A 15,107-nucleotide genomic window follows, 5' to 3' on the forward strand; every position below is an offset into this window, starting at 1 on the left:
CGGATTCGATCGGATCGCTATAGGCCGGATAGATAAACGCGAGTCGTCTATCGCCACCAGTCTGCGCTTGCGGTTTGCGGGTGGACCATAGAGAAGTCCATCGACCAGCTCTGATTCGGGCCTGTTGGCAACGGCAGCGGCGTGCGCTCGACAGCCGCAATACGCTTGCGTCGCCGCTTGCGCACGCTCAGCCCCGCCTTGCTGTACAGGCGCCAGATGCGCTTGTGGTTGGCGAAGCAGCCATCCCGCTGCAACAGCACGTGAATCCGGCGATAGCCGTATCGGCGCTTCTGCGCGGCGATGGCCATCATCCGGCCAGTCAGCGCTTCGTCGTCAACTCGGCGGCGTGATTCGTAGTGGAACAGCAAGCGCGAAATCCCTACCAGCCCGCAGGCTCGGGTAACACCCATGGCACGTTCGGTCATCAATATCCGGACCGCTTCGCGCTTGGCCTGCGGGCTTGCTACTTTCGAGCCAGCAGGTCCTTCAGCGCGGCGTTGTCGAGCATTGATTCGGCCAACAGGCGCTTGAGCTTGTTGTTCTCCTGCTCCAGTTCCTTCAGGCGCTGCGCTTCGGAGACCGTCATCCCGCCGAACTTCGCTTTCCAGTTGTAGTAGGTCGCTTCCGAGATGCCGTACTTGCGGCACAGCTCCGCCGGCTTCAAGCCAGCCTCGGCTTCCTTCAAGATGCCGATGATCTGTTCTTCGGTGAATCGCTTTTTCATTGCCGTTCCTCTCTGGAACGGACTCTACACCGTCACCGTACTAAACGCGGGGAGCAGGTCACACCAACCTCAGCTTCGGCGAGTGGGCGAGCGTGTTCGGGGACGCAAAGATGACGACGGCGCTGCTGGACCGCGTCACCCATCACTGCCACATCGTCGAAACGGGCAATGAATCCTGGCGCTTCAAGTCCAGTTCTGCCAAGGCGAAGGCAACCAGAAAGAGAGCAGCAAAAGCAGCAGGCAGTGAGGAGTTATCCACACCGGAATAGATGTACTACGCTGTCTCGGGGTGGGTCAGATTTAGATGAAAACGGTGGGTCAAGATTCGGTGGAAATCAACACTCCGGGTGCTGACGGCCGCCGAGCAGGTGCTCGACGACGGCGGCCGTGCGCGGGCCGATGCTGGCGGCCCATTTAAGCAGGCGCTGCGGGTTCCACTCCGTGGTGGCGGCCCGGTGGTTCGGTGGCATGTGCGCGGCGATCGTGCTGTGATGGCCGCGCCGCTCGCTTCGGGCATGGGCGGCGATGCGCTGGCCACGATGGAAGATCTCGACGCTCGTCCTGGTGTAGCGCACGTCGACCTGCTCGTCGGTAAATCGCTTCTTCATCGAGTTCTCCTTGCCTCTAGGATAAAAGAGAACTCACTCGCCATATGGCTACAAGAAACGTCTCAGGTCAATACAGCGAACGAGACATGCCAAACAACGCGCAAGTCTTCGTCAGGCTGGTTCGATAGCGATCACGCAATTCATCGATCAACATGCGCCGACGGGCAGGCTTCAGAGCTTTTTTGCGAGTACGTCCTGCAGCATGGCCTTGTCCAGGCTCAGGTCCGCCACGAGCCGCTTCAGCTTCGCGTTTTCCTCTTCGAGCTGACGCAAGCGGCGCAGCTCAGAAGGCCCCAACCCTCCGAATTTCTTCTTCCAGTTGTAGAAAATCGCCTCGCTTATTCCGAGTTTGCGGCAGATCTCCTCGACCTTCGTACCCAGCTCGGCTTGCTTCAGGGCAAATGCGATCTGCTCTTCCGTAAACTTGCTCGTCTTCATGGCATGGCCTTCGTGTCCGCTTGGACACATCATGCCGAATTTCTCTACTTTTGCACCGGACTATTTCTTGGGTCAGGGTCAATTTTTTTGCGACTCCAAAAAAACAGCTGTCAACGGCTCGAGTTCATGACACGGCGTGCCTCTGCTGCCTTTTCAGTCCTTTTAGGAAGGACCCCACCTTGGATTTGGGCGCGTCGCAGCAACGAGTTGTCACGACGCGTGATAATTACTTGATACTGGTCTCGCAATATGCTCTCGATACGTCGCCAACTTGGATAAATATCCTGGGCGAGCAACATCTGAACTATCCGCAGCGCGCAAGCCAAAATTCTATCGCGTCGTTCGATCTCGCGCGCGACCGCCGCGTCCAAACGCTCTTGTTGACCCAACCGGGCAATTTGACGCACAAGTTCGGGAAAATGCCTATGCAGCACGCTGCGGTCCAAGGCAAGTTCTCGGGCGACAGCACGCATACTGCCACATAGACGCTCGCCCGCCGCATAGCTCGTCAGCACGTTCTTGATGTACCCCCAATCCTCATCACGGTGGAAGGTTCGGGGTACCGTCGTTGCCATTCCAGCTGGCAGCGCTCGAACAGTCGCATCGGTCCAGGCAGCTTGTGAGCCTCGCAGAAAATCAACTAGCGGAATATCGAACACCCAACAGATGCGTAGCACTGCGCGAATCGAGGGGTACGATTTACCCGAACGCCACTCACAGATATTCGACGCCCCGGTGGCGCACAATTCGGCGAACCTCACTGCCTTCCGATTCGCCGTCACTTCTATCCCAGCCTCCAGCATACCTGGCCAATTTTGGGGCGATAATTCATTCAGCCGTTCCGCGGGAAATGCCAGAAGCGCAGCAAAATTTTCGGCCACCCATTGATCATATTGAGACCCCGGCAAGGGCCCTCCGATGTCTGCCTCCCCGCCCAGCCAGCCGCCACATCCGGAGCAAAACCCCGATAGTCGTCGCCGGTCAAGTTCGTGGCAGTGCGTAAACCCACACTGCGGGCAGATATTGACCAGACTGCAGCGATGCTCCGGACAGCTTCGAACAAGGCCCACGGACCAGATCAGGCGCTCATAGATTCGTCTGCCTTGCTCCAGATCTTCTTGCAGACAGATTGGGCACCATCGACGCGAATTAGTCAGCCAGCCGGTAATGTTGCCAATTGTGCGGTGAATAGGCAAAAGCGTCAGTCGCTCTAAATCTTGCCGAGCGACAAGGGGCTCGAGACACCGAATCCAGGCATGCGCCGTTTTGCCTGCCCCATTGACATAACCCAGTCGCTGCCCGGAGGCAAAGGGCTGCTTCTTCCCTGTCGCAGTCGTCGGCCAATCCACGAAAGTGCGCACCAGCACACCCACCGGTACTTGGGCATCAGCGGCCATGTGGGCAACATAGTCAGACAGCTTTTGACGGGCAGCCGAATCTATTGCCTGGGGCACCGTGGCAAACAGCGCCCGCTCCGGCATCCGATATCTCGAGTCGTACATCTGCATGCTAGTTTCCAAACCAGCCGCGGCTTGGCGTGGTCCGACCAACATGCTTCGAACGCGAAACGGATTTCCCTACTGTCGAGCGCCCGACAGTAGCCGCGTCGCCGGGACCCTGCTCTGAATCAGTTTGCTCAGCCTCATCGGGATGAGGCTTGCCTTCGATACGTCGATACCCCAATCTGATTTCCTGGCGGAGGCGTTCAAGCGTTGCGGGAGGGTAGCAACTATGAAGGAGTATCGAATCATCAATCTGCTTGCCCTCCGCCATTGCGATCGACATCGCCCTGACCAGAATTCGCTTCAAGTGCCCGATGCACCCCAGAGACTGCTCGAACAACTTGTCGGCGAAGCGCCCTAATGAAGGTCGCCGGCTCAAAGGCATGCAGTTTTGAAGCGCAATCAAGCCGAGCATAAACTGTTCCGCTTCATCCTGCTGATATGGCCTGAAATGAATCACCTCTCCCCGCCGCGCGAGCTGTCCGCTTTGCGTCACGAGTTCGTAAAGCTCGTACGCCCCCGTCAGCAAAAGCCTGGTGTCGGCCCGATTCACGATGGATCGGAGCGTATTGGCCTGCCGCTTCAAATGTTCATGCTCACGGGAAAGTAGAATGTTTGATGCCTCATCAACGAAAATGAGCGCAGGTGAGCGCATCACCAACGCGCGTCGCAAACGCTGACGGAGTATGCGAAGTGTGGGGCGCGGATGTCGGTCAAACACCGGCACCACGATCTCACGTCCCGCCAACGTGCGCTTGACCTCGGGCACACTTTCACCAATCAGAGGAATTTGCAGCGCACCGAGGATCGATTCATAGAAATCGACCCAATCAAAACGATCACGCTCGGATGCCCATGCCTCCACCCAAGCTGCCGGGATCCGATGTGGATCGTCAGGAACCGCATCAAAATACTCCCGATTCTCCATTTGACAGAGCACTTCGCCCAATGCGCTTTTCCCCACGCCAGCCGGTCCAACCAGAACCAACATCGTTCCGCGCAAGCCGCTGCCGACCAACGATCGTAGCTCGGCAAGCTTCGCATCGAACATAGGATGCGCCACAATTGAATCTTTGAAGTAGGTCAACCTCACGGGAGCAGCGGCGGCCTCTAATTCGCGCGGATACAAAACATCAGTGCGGGCCTTCGAACGTGTACCGGTACCCACGAGCACCTCCTGTTTCCAGTTTCTCGAACGTCGACTCCATCGACACGTTGGGCGTTTTCGCGCAAGTCGAACTGGCGGCCGGCAATGCAGCCGCAGTCTCCGGCACCGTCTCGACCGCCGTTCGATGCCCCGACGATTCAATCATTTCGCCGGCCAGGCGCGTTGTCTCGACCATTGACTTGAGGTGGGATACTTGAGTCCTACGGCACAATACAAGTCGCTCTTCGGCCCGCGCCTGGCTCACGAAATCGGTCGCTTGTTCATCCAACTGCCAGCGGGTCGAATACATGGGAATCCACTCCCCGTCGACATGGGCGTACGCGATTTCCGGTCTCAGCAAATGCATTTTTACCTCGACCCTTCGTTGGTGATAGCGTGTCAACTCCAGTCGAGGATTGCGATACCAGTCATAGTTCAATTTCAAGCCGCGCTGCGCGTCAAGAACGCGTGTGGTGCCCCGAACGGTCGGAAATGCATGGGGTATGCAGTCTTCGTAGCGCTTCAGACGATTGAGCCGCTCCCCGGTAACTTGTATCCCGCTCTCGTAGATCGATCGTGGCGATGCCAGCAACGTCCCATGACGCCGGGTATCGTATATTTCGAAAAAGAATTTCTCGAGGCCCTCATACAAGTCAGGCAGCGTCAAGTTAGCCAATCGCGCAGGGTCGGTTTCTTGCGTCAATTCACGAACACATCGACGCATCTTCGTGTTTCCAGGAAGATTGTGAAGCAGCATCGACTGTGTAATACCAAAATGCCTCTCGATCACCGTGCCGTGTCGGCAAGCAGACGCGGGGCGACTCTTGGCTTCAATCCGCAGAAAGTCCAGCAAGCCGATGAAGTCCTTGGAGCCAAACTCCGCTCCTCCATCAAAGATCAAGGTCGACGGCACGCGTCCGAAGCGACGGACCATATCGAGGATGGCCGCCATGCAACTCAAATATCGCGGACTCAACAGTGAAAGATAGAAGCCCAGAATTCGGCGACTATATGAACATATGAGCAACGTCAGATACGGGCGCCCCAACGATTCGCCGGTCTCCATCGAGATTACGTCTATTTCCAGAGGTGTGTGATCAATGTGGACAAATTGCATCGGGTAGTCCCCATGAAGGGGCGTCTCTCGATTCATCGTCCAATACAGCGGTGTCACCTGATACGCGGCCTTCCTTCCGCGCCGTTTCCGCGCCAGACGTGCGCCGTCTTCTCGTTTGATACGCTTCAGGAAGGTTTGCTTCGACACCGTTTCACCAATCTGCGCTAGTCGATCACAGAGCTCGGCGTACACAAACCATTTGGACTTTCCAGTTAGCGTCTCGTACTTTTCCTCGATCGTCTTGGCAATCAGCGCGTCGACCCCCGGCTTCACTTTCACACGGCGATTTCCCCGCGCTGCCCAGCGCGGTAGGAACGCTGCCAACACGTCCGTTCCGTTTGCCAACGCTTTACGCTTCTTTTGAGCGTACTCGCGGTACGTCCGGTCAGTGTATTGCCGAACCGCTTCACTTCGCACTCCGGCCTCCCAAGCGGCCAACAGGTCTCGCATCTTCTGCGCATGCAACACTGCGCCGGTGGTTGCATATCGCCACGGGGAATCCAAGGTCAGTTGGGGGGAACCGTCAACGTCATCGATCAGTACAAGGGTTCCCGACGCGTAGGCCCGTTCAACGAACGACTGCCGCAGTATAAGTGGCTCGCGGATCTCGTCCGACTGAAGCAACACGTCGAGATCCCCGGACGCAGCAACGGTGTAAGCTGTTCCGGCAAGGGAGATTTTCGTTCCAATGGATAACAAATCCCTACGCCAAGGTGGCAAACGCTCCGATGAAACTCGTGTGCTCGAACATCGATACACCTCAAGCGTGATCGTGTCCCGGAAGACCATAAATCGATTGCTGTCCTTGACAAATGCACTCGACCAGTCAGATATCATTCGTCGGTTTGCCAGAGCCGAGTAGAATTCGTCCTTCGTGCGATGCGGAATCGCATCGAACAATTCTTCGAGAGTCGCGTATCCGTTTAAGCGAAGGAACTCGGCAATGTCCCGATCGAAGCCCGGGTTGGGGCACATGCTGTCGAGCAAATAAGTCCGAAAAAAATCCTGGTTACGACTTACTCTCTCGGACAAATCGTGGTCTGTTCGGAGCCGGTACGTCAGGCCAAAGCTGAGCGCCGCCTTCTCGAACGGAGGCGAGCGCGGTTGATCATCCCCAGCTACAATGCGACTGCCACCTTGCGTGACGAGCTTTTCTACACGAGAGCACGGCATCCAGTCATCTAAATAAAGTCCCTCGTCTGTCATCACCAGGAACGACGGAGTATGGTTATAGCGTACTGTTCGCCCGTTCCTCCCCACATATTGGACACATAGCGGAATCGCGGCGTCGAGATAGCCGAATACCTGGTCGTCAAACATGTAGTTGAGCGCGGCCCGGCGTTCAATGGCGTTGGCCACATTTACATGCATCCCCATTTTGGGACAGGGCAATCGACTTGGCGCCGCGTGGGGCGTTGGCGCCGTCCAGCGTGCGGGCTGCCGAAAAGCGTCGAGAATTTGCTGACGTGTCGCAGGTGGGGTATCCAACCGATCGAACAGCGAGTACAACATGGCGGGATCAAAGCGCAACATGATCACTCCCTTTTTACAGTCGCCGCCCACGCTACTCCAGCCCACTGCTCGCTGTTGTGCGCTACCTCGACCACCATGTCGAACCTCCCGTCATGCGCGGCGACTGGCCGATGCGCTTCTACGGTGTTTCGATGACACATTCGCCCGCGTTGCGGGGCTAAGCCAGATAGACAGCGCAAGCATCCACAATAGTTGACGTCGCTCACGGGACAGGTAGGTCCGACACGCCAATTTGTAACTATTTGTGCAATTTGTAAGCGTCAGTGAACCAATTCCTTTCCATAGGGCGACTTTTATGAGTTCCGCCACACTGATCTTCAAGGACACGCTGCTCGGCCTCGTCGCGGGCGTGCAGCTGTCGTCGAACGACATGCTGCGGATCGGCGACTGGATCACGATGCCGTCGGCCGGTGCGGACGGCACGGTCATCGACATCACGCTGAACACCGTCAAGGTCGCGAACTTCGATCACACGATCATCACGGTGCCCACGTGGAAACTGATCACCGAGAGTTACCAGAACTGGCGCGGAATGACCGAGGCAGGCGGGCGCCGCATCAAGCGCGCGCTGTTCGTCGACGCGACGAGCGTGCGTTTTCTTTCTAACGACGAGATCGAACGGCTCGAACGCCTGACGCTGCTGAAGGACTATCTCGAGGACAAGGTCGACGCGATCGAGCAATGGAACGGCACGCTCGGCGCGGCCGGCGACTGCCCGGCGAACCGCCGCCAGCTGACGAATCTCGGCACGTTCCGCGCGTATGTCGCGAACTACCTGAAGGGCCATCCGCGCATCCGCCGCGACATGACCTGCATGGCGCGGCAACTGCCGCTCACGGCCGAAGGCATTCCGCTCGAACTGTACTGCTTCACCGACACGACGACCTGGGTCGACTATGAAGCCATCCAGTCCGACCTGTTCGATCACCTGATCGCGGTGCTGCCGGAATTCGGGCTGCGCGTGTACCAGCACCCGTCGGGCTTCGACATGCGGCAGATGGCCGGCGTCGTGCAAGCCGGGCAAGCCGGGCTGCAGGCGCCGCACGCGGGATGACGCGCGACACGGCGGCCGGCCATCGGCCGCCTGCCGCCGGGCATGGCGGCACTCACCTCACCGCGCCGCGCACTCCGACGCGAGCCGCCCGAGCACCTTCAGCGCATCCTCGATCTGCCGCGACCACGGATAGCTGTAGTTGAGCCGGATGAAATGCCGGTAATCGATGCCGGCCGAGAACATGTGCCCGGGCCCGACCGTGATCCGCTCCGCGAGGGCCAGCGCATACAGCTTCATCGCGTCGACCTGCTTCGGCAGCTCGACCCACAGCACATACCCGCCCTGCGGCTGCGACAGCCGCGTGCCCTCCGGAAAGAAGCGCCGCACCATCGCGCTCATCAGGCTCGCCTGCTGCGCATACAGCTTGCGCATGCGCCGCAGGTGAAAGTCGTAGCCGTCGTGCTTCAGGTACTCGGCGATCGCGAGCTGCTCGATCGCGGGCGTCGCGAGCGTGTTCAGGAATTTCAGCTTCTCGACCTGATCGCGGTAGCGCCCCGGCATCGCCCAGCCGATCCGGTAGCGCGGCGACAGGCTCTTCGTGAACGACGCGCAATGCAGCACGAGCCCGTCGCGGTCGAACGACTTCAGTGCGCTCGGTGTCGTGTCGCCGAAGTGCAGCTCGTGATAGACATCGCTCTCGATCGCCGGCACGTCGTGCTTCGCCAGCAGCTCGACGAGCGCGCGCTTGCGCGCGTCGGGCATCTGGAAGCCGAGCGGATTCTGGAAATTCGGCATCACCATGCACGCGGCGATGCGCTCGCGTTCGAGGATTCGTTCGAGCGCGTCGAGATCGATGCCGTCACCCGGGTGCGTCGCGACTTCCAGCGCACGCATGCCCATCCGCTCGATCGCGTGCAGCATCGCGTAGAACGTCGGCGACTCCACCGCGATCGTGTCGCCCGGCCGCGCGACGGCCTGCAGGCACAGGTTGATCGCCTCGGTCGCGCCGATCGTCACCACGATCTCGCCGGGTTCGACCGCGATCCCGCGCTCCGCGTAGCGCCGCGCGATCTGGCGGATCAGCTCCTGGTTGCCGGGCGGCAGATCGTCGATCACGCCCCAGCGGGTGCGGCGGCGGCCGATCGTCTGCGCATAGCGCGCGAGACGCTGCACGGGAAACTGCGACGCATCGGGATACGGCGAGCCGAGCGGCACCGCGTCGTCGCGCGCGATCGAACGCAGCGTCGACAGCACGAGCCGGCTCACGTCCACGGCCGACGGTTCCGCGGTCGGCGCCGACATGTGCAGCTCGGCCTCGGCGGGCGCCGACGCGCGCGCACGGACGAAGTAGCCCGATTGCGGCCGGCTCTCGATCAGGCCGCGGCTTTCCAGCACGAGGTACGCGCGCAGCACGGTCGTGACGCTGAGCTGCTGCTGCCGGCTCGCCTGCCGCACCGACGGAATCCGCTCGCCGGGCCGGTATACGCCACGCTCGATCTGCGCCTGGAGATCGTCGGCCAGTTGTTCGTAACGCTTCACGCGCCTCCCTTTCAACTTCCCTTCAACAACACAGTTGCGATCCGCACTGCCTGAATGGCCGAAACTGTACTCTTTTTTGAAGCGAAGAGGTGTACACACAGCCGAACAAGGCCCGCGCGTACTCTGCGGCCATCGACCCCGACACCCGTTGCATCATGAAAAAGAAATCCGCTACCGCGCGCATCGAACCGTACACCCACCCGGCCGCCGGCTGGGGGGCGCTGAAGGCCGTCACGATCAACCTGATCAAGGAAAAGGTCACCGGCGGCAACTACCGCACGCTGCTGCGCCAGAACCAGCCGGACGGCTTCGACTGCCCCGGCTGCGCATGGCCCGACCGCCAGCACGCATCGACGTTCGAATTCTGCGAAAACGGCGTGAAGGCCGTGGCTGCCGAAGCGACCAGCAAGCGCGTGACGCCCGAATTCTTCGCCGCGCACACGGTTACCGAGCTGCTCGAACAGACGGACTTCGAACTCGAGCAGCACGGCCGGCTCACCGACCCGATGGTGTACGACGCGCAGACCGACCGCTACGTGCCGATCGCATGGGACGACGCGTTCGAGCTGATCGCGCGCCACCTGCGCGCGCTGCCCGATCCGAACCAGGCCGCGTTCTACACGTCCGGGCGCGCGAGCAACGAAGCGGCGTTCCTGTACCAGCTGCTCGTGCGGCTGTACGGCACGAACAACTTCCCCGACTGCTCGAACATGTGCCACGAGGCGACGAGCCGCGGGCTGCCGCCGTCGGTCGGCGTCGGCAAGGGCACCGTCACGCTCGACGATTTCGAGCACGCCGATACGCTGCTGATCTTCGGCCAGAACCCGGCCACCAACCACCCGCGGATGATGGGCGAGCTGCGCGAATGCGCGAAGCGCGGCGCGACGATCGTGTCGATCAACCCGCTCAAGGAGCGCGGCCTCGAACGCTTCGCCGATCCGCAAAGCCCGATCGAGATGCTGACGATGTCGGGCACGAAGATCGCATCGACGTTCATCCAGCCGACGATCGGCGGCGATTTTGCGCTGATCAAGGGGATCGCGAAGCGCGTGCTCGAACTCGACGACGCCGCGCGCGCCGCCGGTACGCCGCGCGTGCTCGACACCGCGTTCATCGGCGAGCACACGGCCGGCTTCGACGCGTTTGCCGACGATCTTCGCAACGAAAGCTGGTCCGCGCTGACCGCCGAAAGCGGCGTGCCGTACGAACAGATCGATAGCCTCGGGCAGCTCTACGCGCGCAGCGAACGCGTGATCGCGACGTGGGGGATGGGCATCACGCAGCACAAGCATTCGGTCGCGACCGTGCAGATGCTGACGAACCTGATGCTGATGCGCGGCAACATCGGCCGTCCCGGCGCCGGCCTGTGCCCGGTGCGCGGCCACTCGAACGTGCAGGGCAACCGCACGGTCGGGATCGAGGAAAAGCCGTCGCAGGCGTTCCTCGACCGGCTCGGCCACGTGTTCGATTTCGAACCGCCGCGCCACCACGGCTACGACGTCGTCGAGACGATCGAAGGCATGCTCGAAGGCCACGTGAAGGTGCTGATCGGCCTCGGCGGCAACTTCGCGATGGCGACGCCCGACACGCCGCGCACGTGGGAAGGCATGCGCCGCTGCGATCTTTCCGTGCACATCACGACGAAGCTGAACCGCAGCCACCTGATCCACGGCCGCGACGCGCTGATCCTGCCGACGCTCGGCCGCACCGAGATCGACCTGCAGGACAACGTCGCGCAAGGCGTGACGGTCGAGGATTCGATGAGCATGGTCCACGTGTCGTACGGGATGAACAAGCCGGCCTCGCCGAACCTGATGTCGGAGCCCGCGATCGTCGCGCACATCGGCCATGCGCTGTTCGGCAGCGGCAAGATCGACTGGCTCGCCTACAAGGACGATTACGCGAAGATCCGCGACGCGATCGAGGCCACCGTCGACGGCTTCTACGACTACAACACGCGCATCGCGCGGCCGGGCGGCTTCCACCTGCGCGTCGCGTCGCGCGACCGTGAATGGCTCACGCCGACGGGCAAGGCGAACTTCATCGCGCACCCGCTGCCCGCCGACACGCCGATCCAGCGCGCCCGCGCGCTGCACGGCGAACGCCTGATGACGCTGATGACGACGCGCTCGCACGACCAGTACAACACGACCGTCTACGGGCTCGACGACCGCTATCGCGGCGTGTTCGGCCAGCGCCGCGTGGTGTTCGCCAACCGCGACGATCTCGCGATGCTCGGCCTGAAGGCCGGCGAATGGGTCGACATGGAAACCGTGTGGCACGACGGCATCGAGCGGCGCGCGGACGGCTTCCTGCTCGTCGAGTACGACATCCCGCGCGGCTGCATCGGCGCGTACTACCCGGAAACCAACCCGCTGGTGCCGCTCGACAGCGTCGGCGACGTGTGCAACACGCCGACGTCGAAGTCGGTACCCGTGCTGCTGCATCGCGCGGCCGCGCCGGCATCGATCGCCGCCTGACGGAGCACGGCGATGATCGTTCGTCCGCGCGAGCACTGGCTGCGGATGCTGCTCGTCTGGAACGGATCGGTGCTGCCGACCATCCTGCCGCAACTCGTGCTGACGCTCGCGATCAGCGTCGTCGCGGTGTGGGGCGGCGGCCGCGTGCTCGGCGAGAAGGTGCCGCTGAACCCGACGCCGTTCACGCTGATCGGCCTCACGCTCGCGATCTTCGCGGGGTTTCGCAACAATGCGAGCTACGAACGCTACCGCGAGGGCCGTCAGCTGTGGGGCGGCGTGCTGACCGCCACGCGCACGCTGGTATCGCAGGCGCTCTGCTACGGCGCGATCGACGATGACGACGCGTCACGGCAGGCGTTCGTGCGCAAGGTCGTCGCGTTCGTCTATGCGCTGAAGCATCAGCTGCGCGGCACCGATCCGGCGGCCGACCTGCGCACGCTGCTCGACGGCGCCGCCTGTACGCGTATCGCCGCCGCCCGGTATGCGCCGGTCGCGATCGTTCACGAACTGCGCGAGGCATTCGCCGCGCGCGCCGACGCCGGGCGCCTCGCCGATACGCGACTGTGGATGCTCGACGCGCGCCTCGACGATCTCGTCGCGATGGTGAGCGGCTGCGAGCGCATCGCGTCGACGCCGATCCCGTTCTCGTACGACGTGCTGCTGCACCGGACGATCTATGCGTACTGCGTGCTGCTGCCGTTCGGCCTCGTCGATTCGATCGGCGCGGCAACGCCGTTCGTCACCGTGTTCGTCGCCTATACGCTGATCGCGCTCGACGCGATCGCGCACGCGATCGCCGAACCGTTCGGCGATGGGCCGAACCATCTCGCGCTCGATGCCATGACGCGGACGATCGAGCGCACGCTGCTCGAACTGAACCGCGAGCCGCTACCGGCGGAAGTGACGCCCGGCAAGGCCTATCGCCTCAGTTGACGCGCGGGCCGCCGCTCGCGCGACCCGCCGCCCCTCCTCCCGTCAATCCCGACGGCCGCGCAGGAAGCCGTCATGCGCGGCCGCCGTCTCCGCGATCGTCCGCAGCAGCACGACACCGCGCAGCAGCGCGCGCCCGTCGTCGCTGTCGACCTCGGTCACGCGCCGCAGCAGCACGCGGGCCGCCGCGCCGCAAGCCCGCTCGAGCCGGGCGAAATCCGCGAGCCCGACCCGCCCCCGCACCAACGCGACCGCACGGCGCGCCGCCGGCTCGCGCGCCGCCAGTTCGGCCAGCGCCAACAGGCTGTCGCCGATCGTCCAGGCCGCGAGCAAGTCGCGCAGGTCGCGCTCGATGAGGGTGGCCGGCAGACGGCCCGCGAAGCCGAGCTCGCGCCCGAGACGGTCGGCCGTACGGCTCAGCCACGCGCTCGCCGGCCACGCCCGTGGATTGCGTGCGATGCGTGCGAGGTCGGCGCGCACCGCGCAATGCAGGCGCCGCCGGCTCGCGCCGGGATCGCCGGGGAACACGAGCGCGAACACCATCGCGCCGAACGCGATACCGAGCAGCGTGGCAAGCGCCGAATTGAGAAAGGCGGCGTCGCCGATGCGCGCCGTATTGTCCGGCGACGTGAAATTCCAGAAGAAGATCGAGAAGCCGCTGCCGATGCCGGCCGCGCGCGGATGGCGCATCGCGATGCCCGCGCCGATCGTGAACACGCCGAGGATGTACGCGAGCATCTCGAAGCCCGACACCGCCGGCAGCAGCACGAAGTTGCAAAGGGCGCCCGCGACCGCCGCGCAGGCGGCTCCTTTCAGGAAGCCGACGGTGGCGCCCACCGAGTTCGGGCGCGTCGAGAACAGCGCGCAGACCACCCCCGTGATCGCGACGAACCCGGCGCCCGACGGCCACGCCGTCACGATCCAGAACGCCGCGGCGATCAGCACCGCGATGAACGCGCGCATCCCGTTGTGCCACGCGAGCACCGGATCGTGGTGGAACGCATAGCGCACCCGCGACGCCGGCGGATTCGGCAGGTCCAGCCACGCCTTGCCCGCAAAGGCGGCGTCGAACCCGGCAAGCAGCGCCGCCAGCCGGTCGAGCGTGAGCAGGCGCGACGGGTCCGAGCCGGCCGGCTCCGCGGCCTCGGCGCGCACCGCGTCGTCCACGCGCGCCCGCAATGCGGTGAGCGCGGCGCCCGCTTCGCCCGACGCCGCCACGCCGTCGAGCACCTGCGCGGCATCGGCGACCAGCGGGTCCGGCGTGCCGCCGCTGCGCGCCGCGTGATCGTGCAACGCCTGCCCCGCGGCCTGCGCGGACAGCACGCCCAGCACCGCCGTGCGCAGATGGCCGATCGCGTTGCGCACCGGCGGCGCGCCGGTGGCGGCATATTCGGCCGCCGTGTCGAGTTCGAGCGCATCCGCGAACAGCCGGTGCACGGCCGCGACGTTCGGCTCGCGGCGCAGCGCACCCGCGCCGACCGCCGCCGCGCGGTCAAGATAGCGCCTGAGCCGCGTACGGACATCGTCCAGCGGCGCGCCCGGCGCGAAGACCGTATCGAACAACGCGCCGCACAGGATGCCGACCACCACGTAGAGGAACCGCGCGACCGCGATGTCGAACGCGTGCAACGGCGCGGATACCGCATCCATCGCGACGATCGCGGCCGTGTAGCCGGCGAGCACCGCCGCATAGGCGCGGAAATTCCGCTGGAACGTCGCGACGCCCGCGCACAGGCCGATCCAGGCGGCGAGCGCCGGCAGGAACAGTTCGGGGGTCTGCGCGAATGCACCGGTCAGCACGAGCGCGACGACCGCGCCGATCGCGGTGCCGAGAATCCGGTACTGGCTCTTCGACAAGCCCATCCCGCGGCTGCCCTGCGCGACGATCCACACCGTCGATGCGGCCCATTTCGGGTCGTCGAGATTCATCCGGAAGGCAATGTAGAGCGCGAGCAGCGACGCGGCCGTGTTGCGCAACGCGAAGGCGAGCGCACCGGGCGGCAGCGTGGGCCGTGCGTCGCGCAGCACGGTGCGGAAAGCCGCGCGCGGCGGCAGATCGGGCAAGGCGAATTTCATGCGGCGAGCATACGGGGGC

The 15,107-nt window shown here is 63.1% G+C and carries 10 protein-coding genes and 3 pseudogenes; 4 read left to right on the forward strand and 9 right to left on the reverse strand.

Translation table 11 applies throughout. The annotated features are described in order from the left end of the window. Positions 1-47: 47 nt before the first annotated feature. Positions 48-425, reverse strand: a complete 378-nt coding sequence (locus ABIC51_RS35775) for an IS3 family transposase (protein ID WP_275934504.1) — start codon at positions 423-425, stop codon at positions 48-50. A gap of 38 nt (positions 426-463) precedes the next feature. Further along, a complete protein-coding gene (locus ABIC51_RS35780) occupies positions 464-724 on the reverse strand; it encodes a transposase (protein ID WP_011546520.1) in 261 nt (86 codons plus the stop codon). 62 nt (positions 725-786) lie between these two features. Here ABIC51_RS35780 and ABIC51_RS35785 point away from each other — a divergent pair. Further along, positions 787-993: pseudogene (locus ABIC51_RS35785) on the forward strand (ATP-binding protein); the annotation flags it as partial. A 66-nt stretch (positions 994-1,059) separates the two neighbouring features. Here the strand turns inward: ABIC51_RS35785 and ABIC51_RS35790 are convergent. From ABIC51_RS35790 to ABIC51_RS35810, 5 genes and pseudogenes are all read right to left on the reverse strand, one after another. Further along, a complete protein-coding gene (locus ABIC51_RS35790) occupies positions 1,060-1,332 on the reverse strand; it encodes a Mu transposase domain-containing protein (RefSeq protein ID WP_275934505.1) in 273 nt (90 codons plus the stop codon). A gap of 165 nt (positions 1,333-1,497) precedes the next feature. Then, positions 1,498-1,770, reverse strand: a pseudogene (locus ABIC51_RS35795) (transposase); the annotation flags it as partial. Between the two features lie 110 nt (positions 1,771-1,880). Beyond that, a complete protein-coding gene (locus tag ABIC51_RS35800) occupies positions 1,881-3,278 on the reverse strand; it encodes a TniQ family protein (protein ID WP_275905626.1) in 1,398 nt (465 codons plus the stop codon). A 1-nt stretch (position 3,279) separates the two neighbouring features. Next, positions 3,280-4,440 (reverse strand): AAA family ATPase, encoded by a 1,161-nt coding sequence (locus ABIC51_RS35805; protein ID WP_275905625.1) that lies wholly within the window; start codon positions 4,438-4,440, stop codon positions 3,280-3,282. Next, positions 4,406-7,069 carry a TnsB C-terminal domain-containing protein gene (locus tag ABIC51_RS35810; RefSeq protein ID WP_275905624.1) on the reverse strand — a complete coding sequence of 888 codons (2,664 nt, stop codon included), beginning with the start codon at positions 7,067-7,069 and terminating at the stop codon, positions 4,406-4,408. Before ABIC51_RS35810 ends, ABIC51_RS35805 begins: the two co-directional genes overlap by 35 nt. A 310-nt stretch (positions 7,070-7,379) precedes the next feature. Here ABIC51_RS35810 and ABIC51_RS35815 point away from each other — a divergent pair. Then, positions 7,380-8,123, forward strand: a pseudogene (locus ABIC51_RS35815) (mechanosensitive ion channel family protein); the annotation flags it as partial. A gap of 57 nt (positions 8,124-8,180) precedes the next feature. Here the strand turns inward: ABIC51_RS35815 and ABIC51_RS35820 are convergent. After that, positions 8,181-9,602: an aminotransferase-like domain-containing protein gene (locus ABIC51_RS35820; RefSeq protein ID WP_354006951.1), complete on the reverse strand. Its 1,422-nt coding sequence runs from the start codon at positions 9,600-9,602 to the stop codon at positions 8,181-8,183. Positions 9,603-9,757: 155 nt separating this feature from the next. On the opposite strand from ABIC51_RS35820, the gene ABIC51_RS35825 reads away from it, so the two are divergent. Next, on the forward strand, positions 9,758-12,082 hold the full coding sequence (locus ABIC51_RS35825) for an FdhF/YdeP family oxidoreductase (RefSeq protein WP_175897540.1): 2,325 nt from the start codon (positions 9,758-9,760) through the stop codon (positions 12,080-12,082). 12 nt (positions 12,083-12,094) lie between these two features. Continuing rightward, entirely contained in the window at positions 12,095-13,015 is a 921-nt protein-coding gene (locus tag ABIC51_RS35830; RefSeq protein ID WP_027791877.1) for a bestrophin family protein, read from the forward strand. Between the two features lie 42 nt (positions 13,016-13,057). Here the strand turns inward: ABIC51_RS35830 and ABIC51_RS35835 are convergent, their stop codons facing one another. Beyond that, positions 13,058-15,088, reverse strand: coding sequence for an FUSC family protein (locus ABIC51_RS35835; protein ID WP_027791878.1), 2,031 nt, complete (start codon positions 15,086-15,088; stop codon positions 13,058-13,060). Positions 15,089-15,107: the final 19 nt, after the last annotated feature.

Origin of the sequence: Burkholderia sp. 572 (assembly GCF_040545135.1) — a bacterium.
Classification (GTDB): domain Bacteria; phylum Pseudomonadota; class Gammaproteobacteria; order Burkholderiales; family Burkholderiaceae; genus Burkholderia; species Burkholderia cepacia.

Coding starts and splice junctions, on each gene's coding strand:
- ABIC51_RS35775 (WP_275934504.1), bottom strand. CDS start 425: ATGACCGAACGTGCCATGGGTGTTACCCGAGCCTGCGGGCTGGTAGGG.
- ABIC51_RS35780 (WP_011546520.1), bottom strand. CDS start 724: ATGAAAAAGCGATTCACCGAAGAACAGATCATCGGCATCTTGAAGGAA.
- ABIC51_RS35790 (WP_275934505.1), bottom strand. CDS start 1,332: ATGAAGAAGCGATTTACCGACGAGCAGGTCGACGTGCGCTACACCAGG.
- ABIC51_RS35800 (WP_275905626.1), bottom strand. CDS start 3,278: ATGCAGATGTACGACTCGAGATATCGGATGCCGGAGCGGGCGCTGTTT.
- ABIC51_RS35810 (WP_275905624.1), bottom strand. CDS start 7,069: ATGTTGCGCTTTGATCCCGCCATGTTGTACTCGCTGTTCGATCGGTTG.
- ABIC51_RS35825 (WP_175897540.1), top strand. CDS start 9,758: ATGAAAAAGAAATCCGCTACCGCGCGCATCGAACCGTACACCCACCCG.
- ABIC51_RS35830 (WP_027791877.1), top strand. CDS start 12,095: ATGATCGTTCGTCCGCGCGAGCACTGGCTGCGGATGCTGCTCGTCTGG.
- ABIC51_RS35835 (WP_027791878.1), bottom strand. CDS start 15,088: ATGAAATTCGCCTTGCCCGATCTGCCGCCGCGCGCGGCTTTCCGCACC.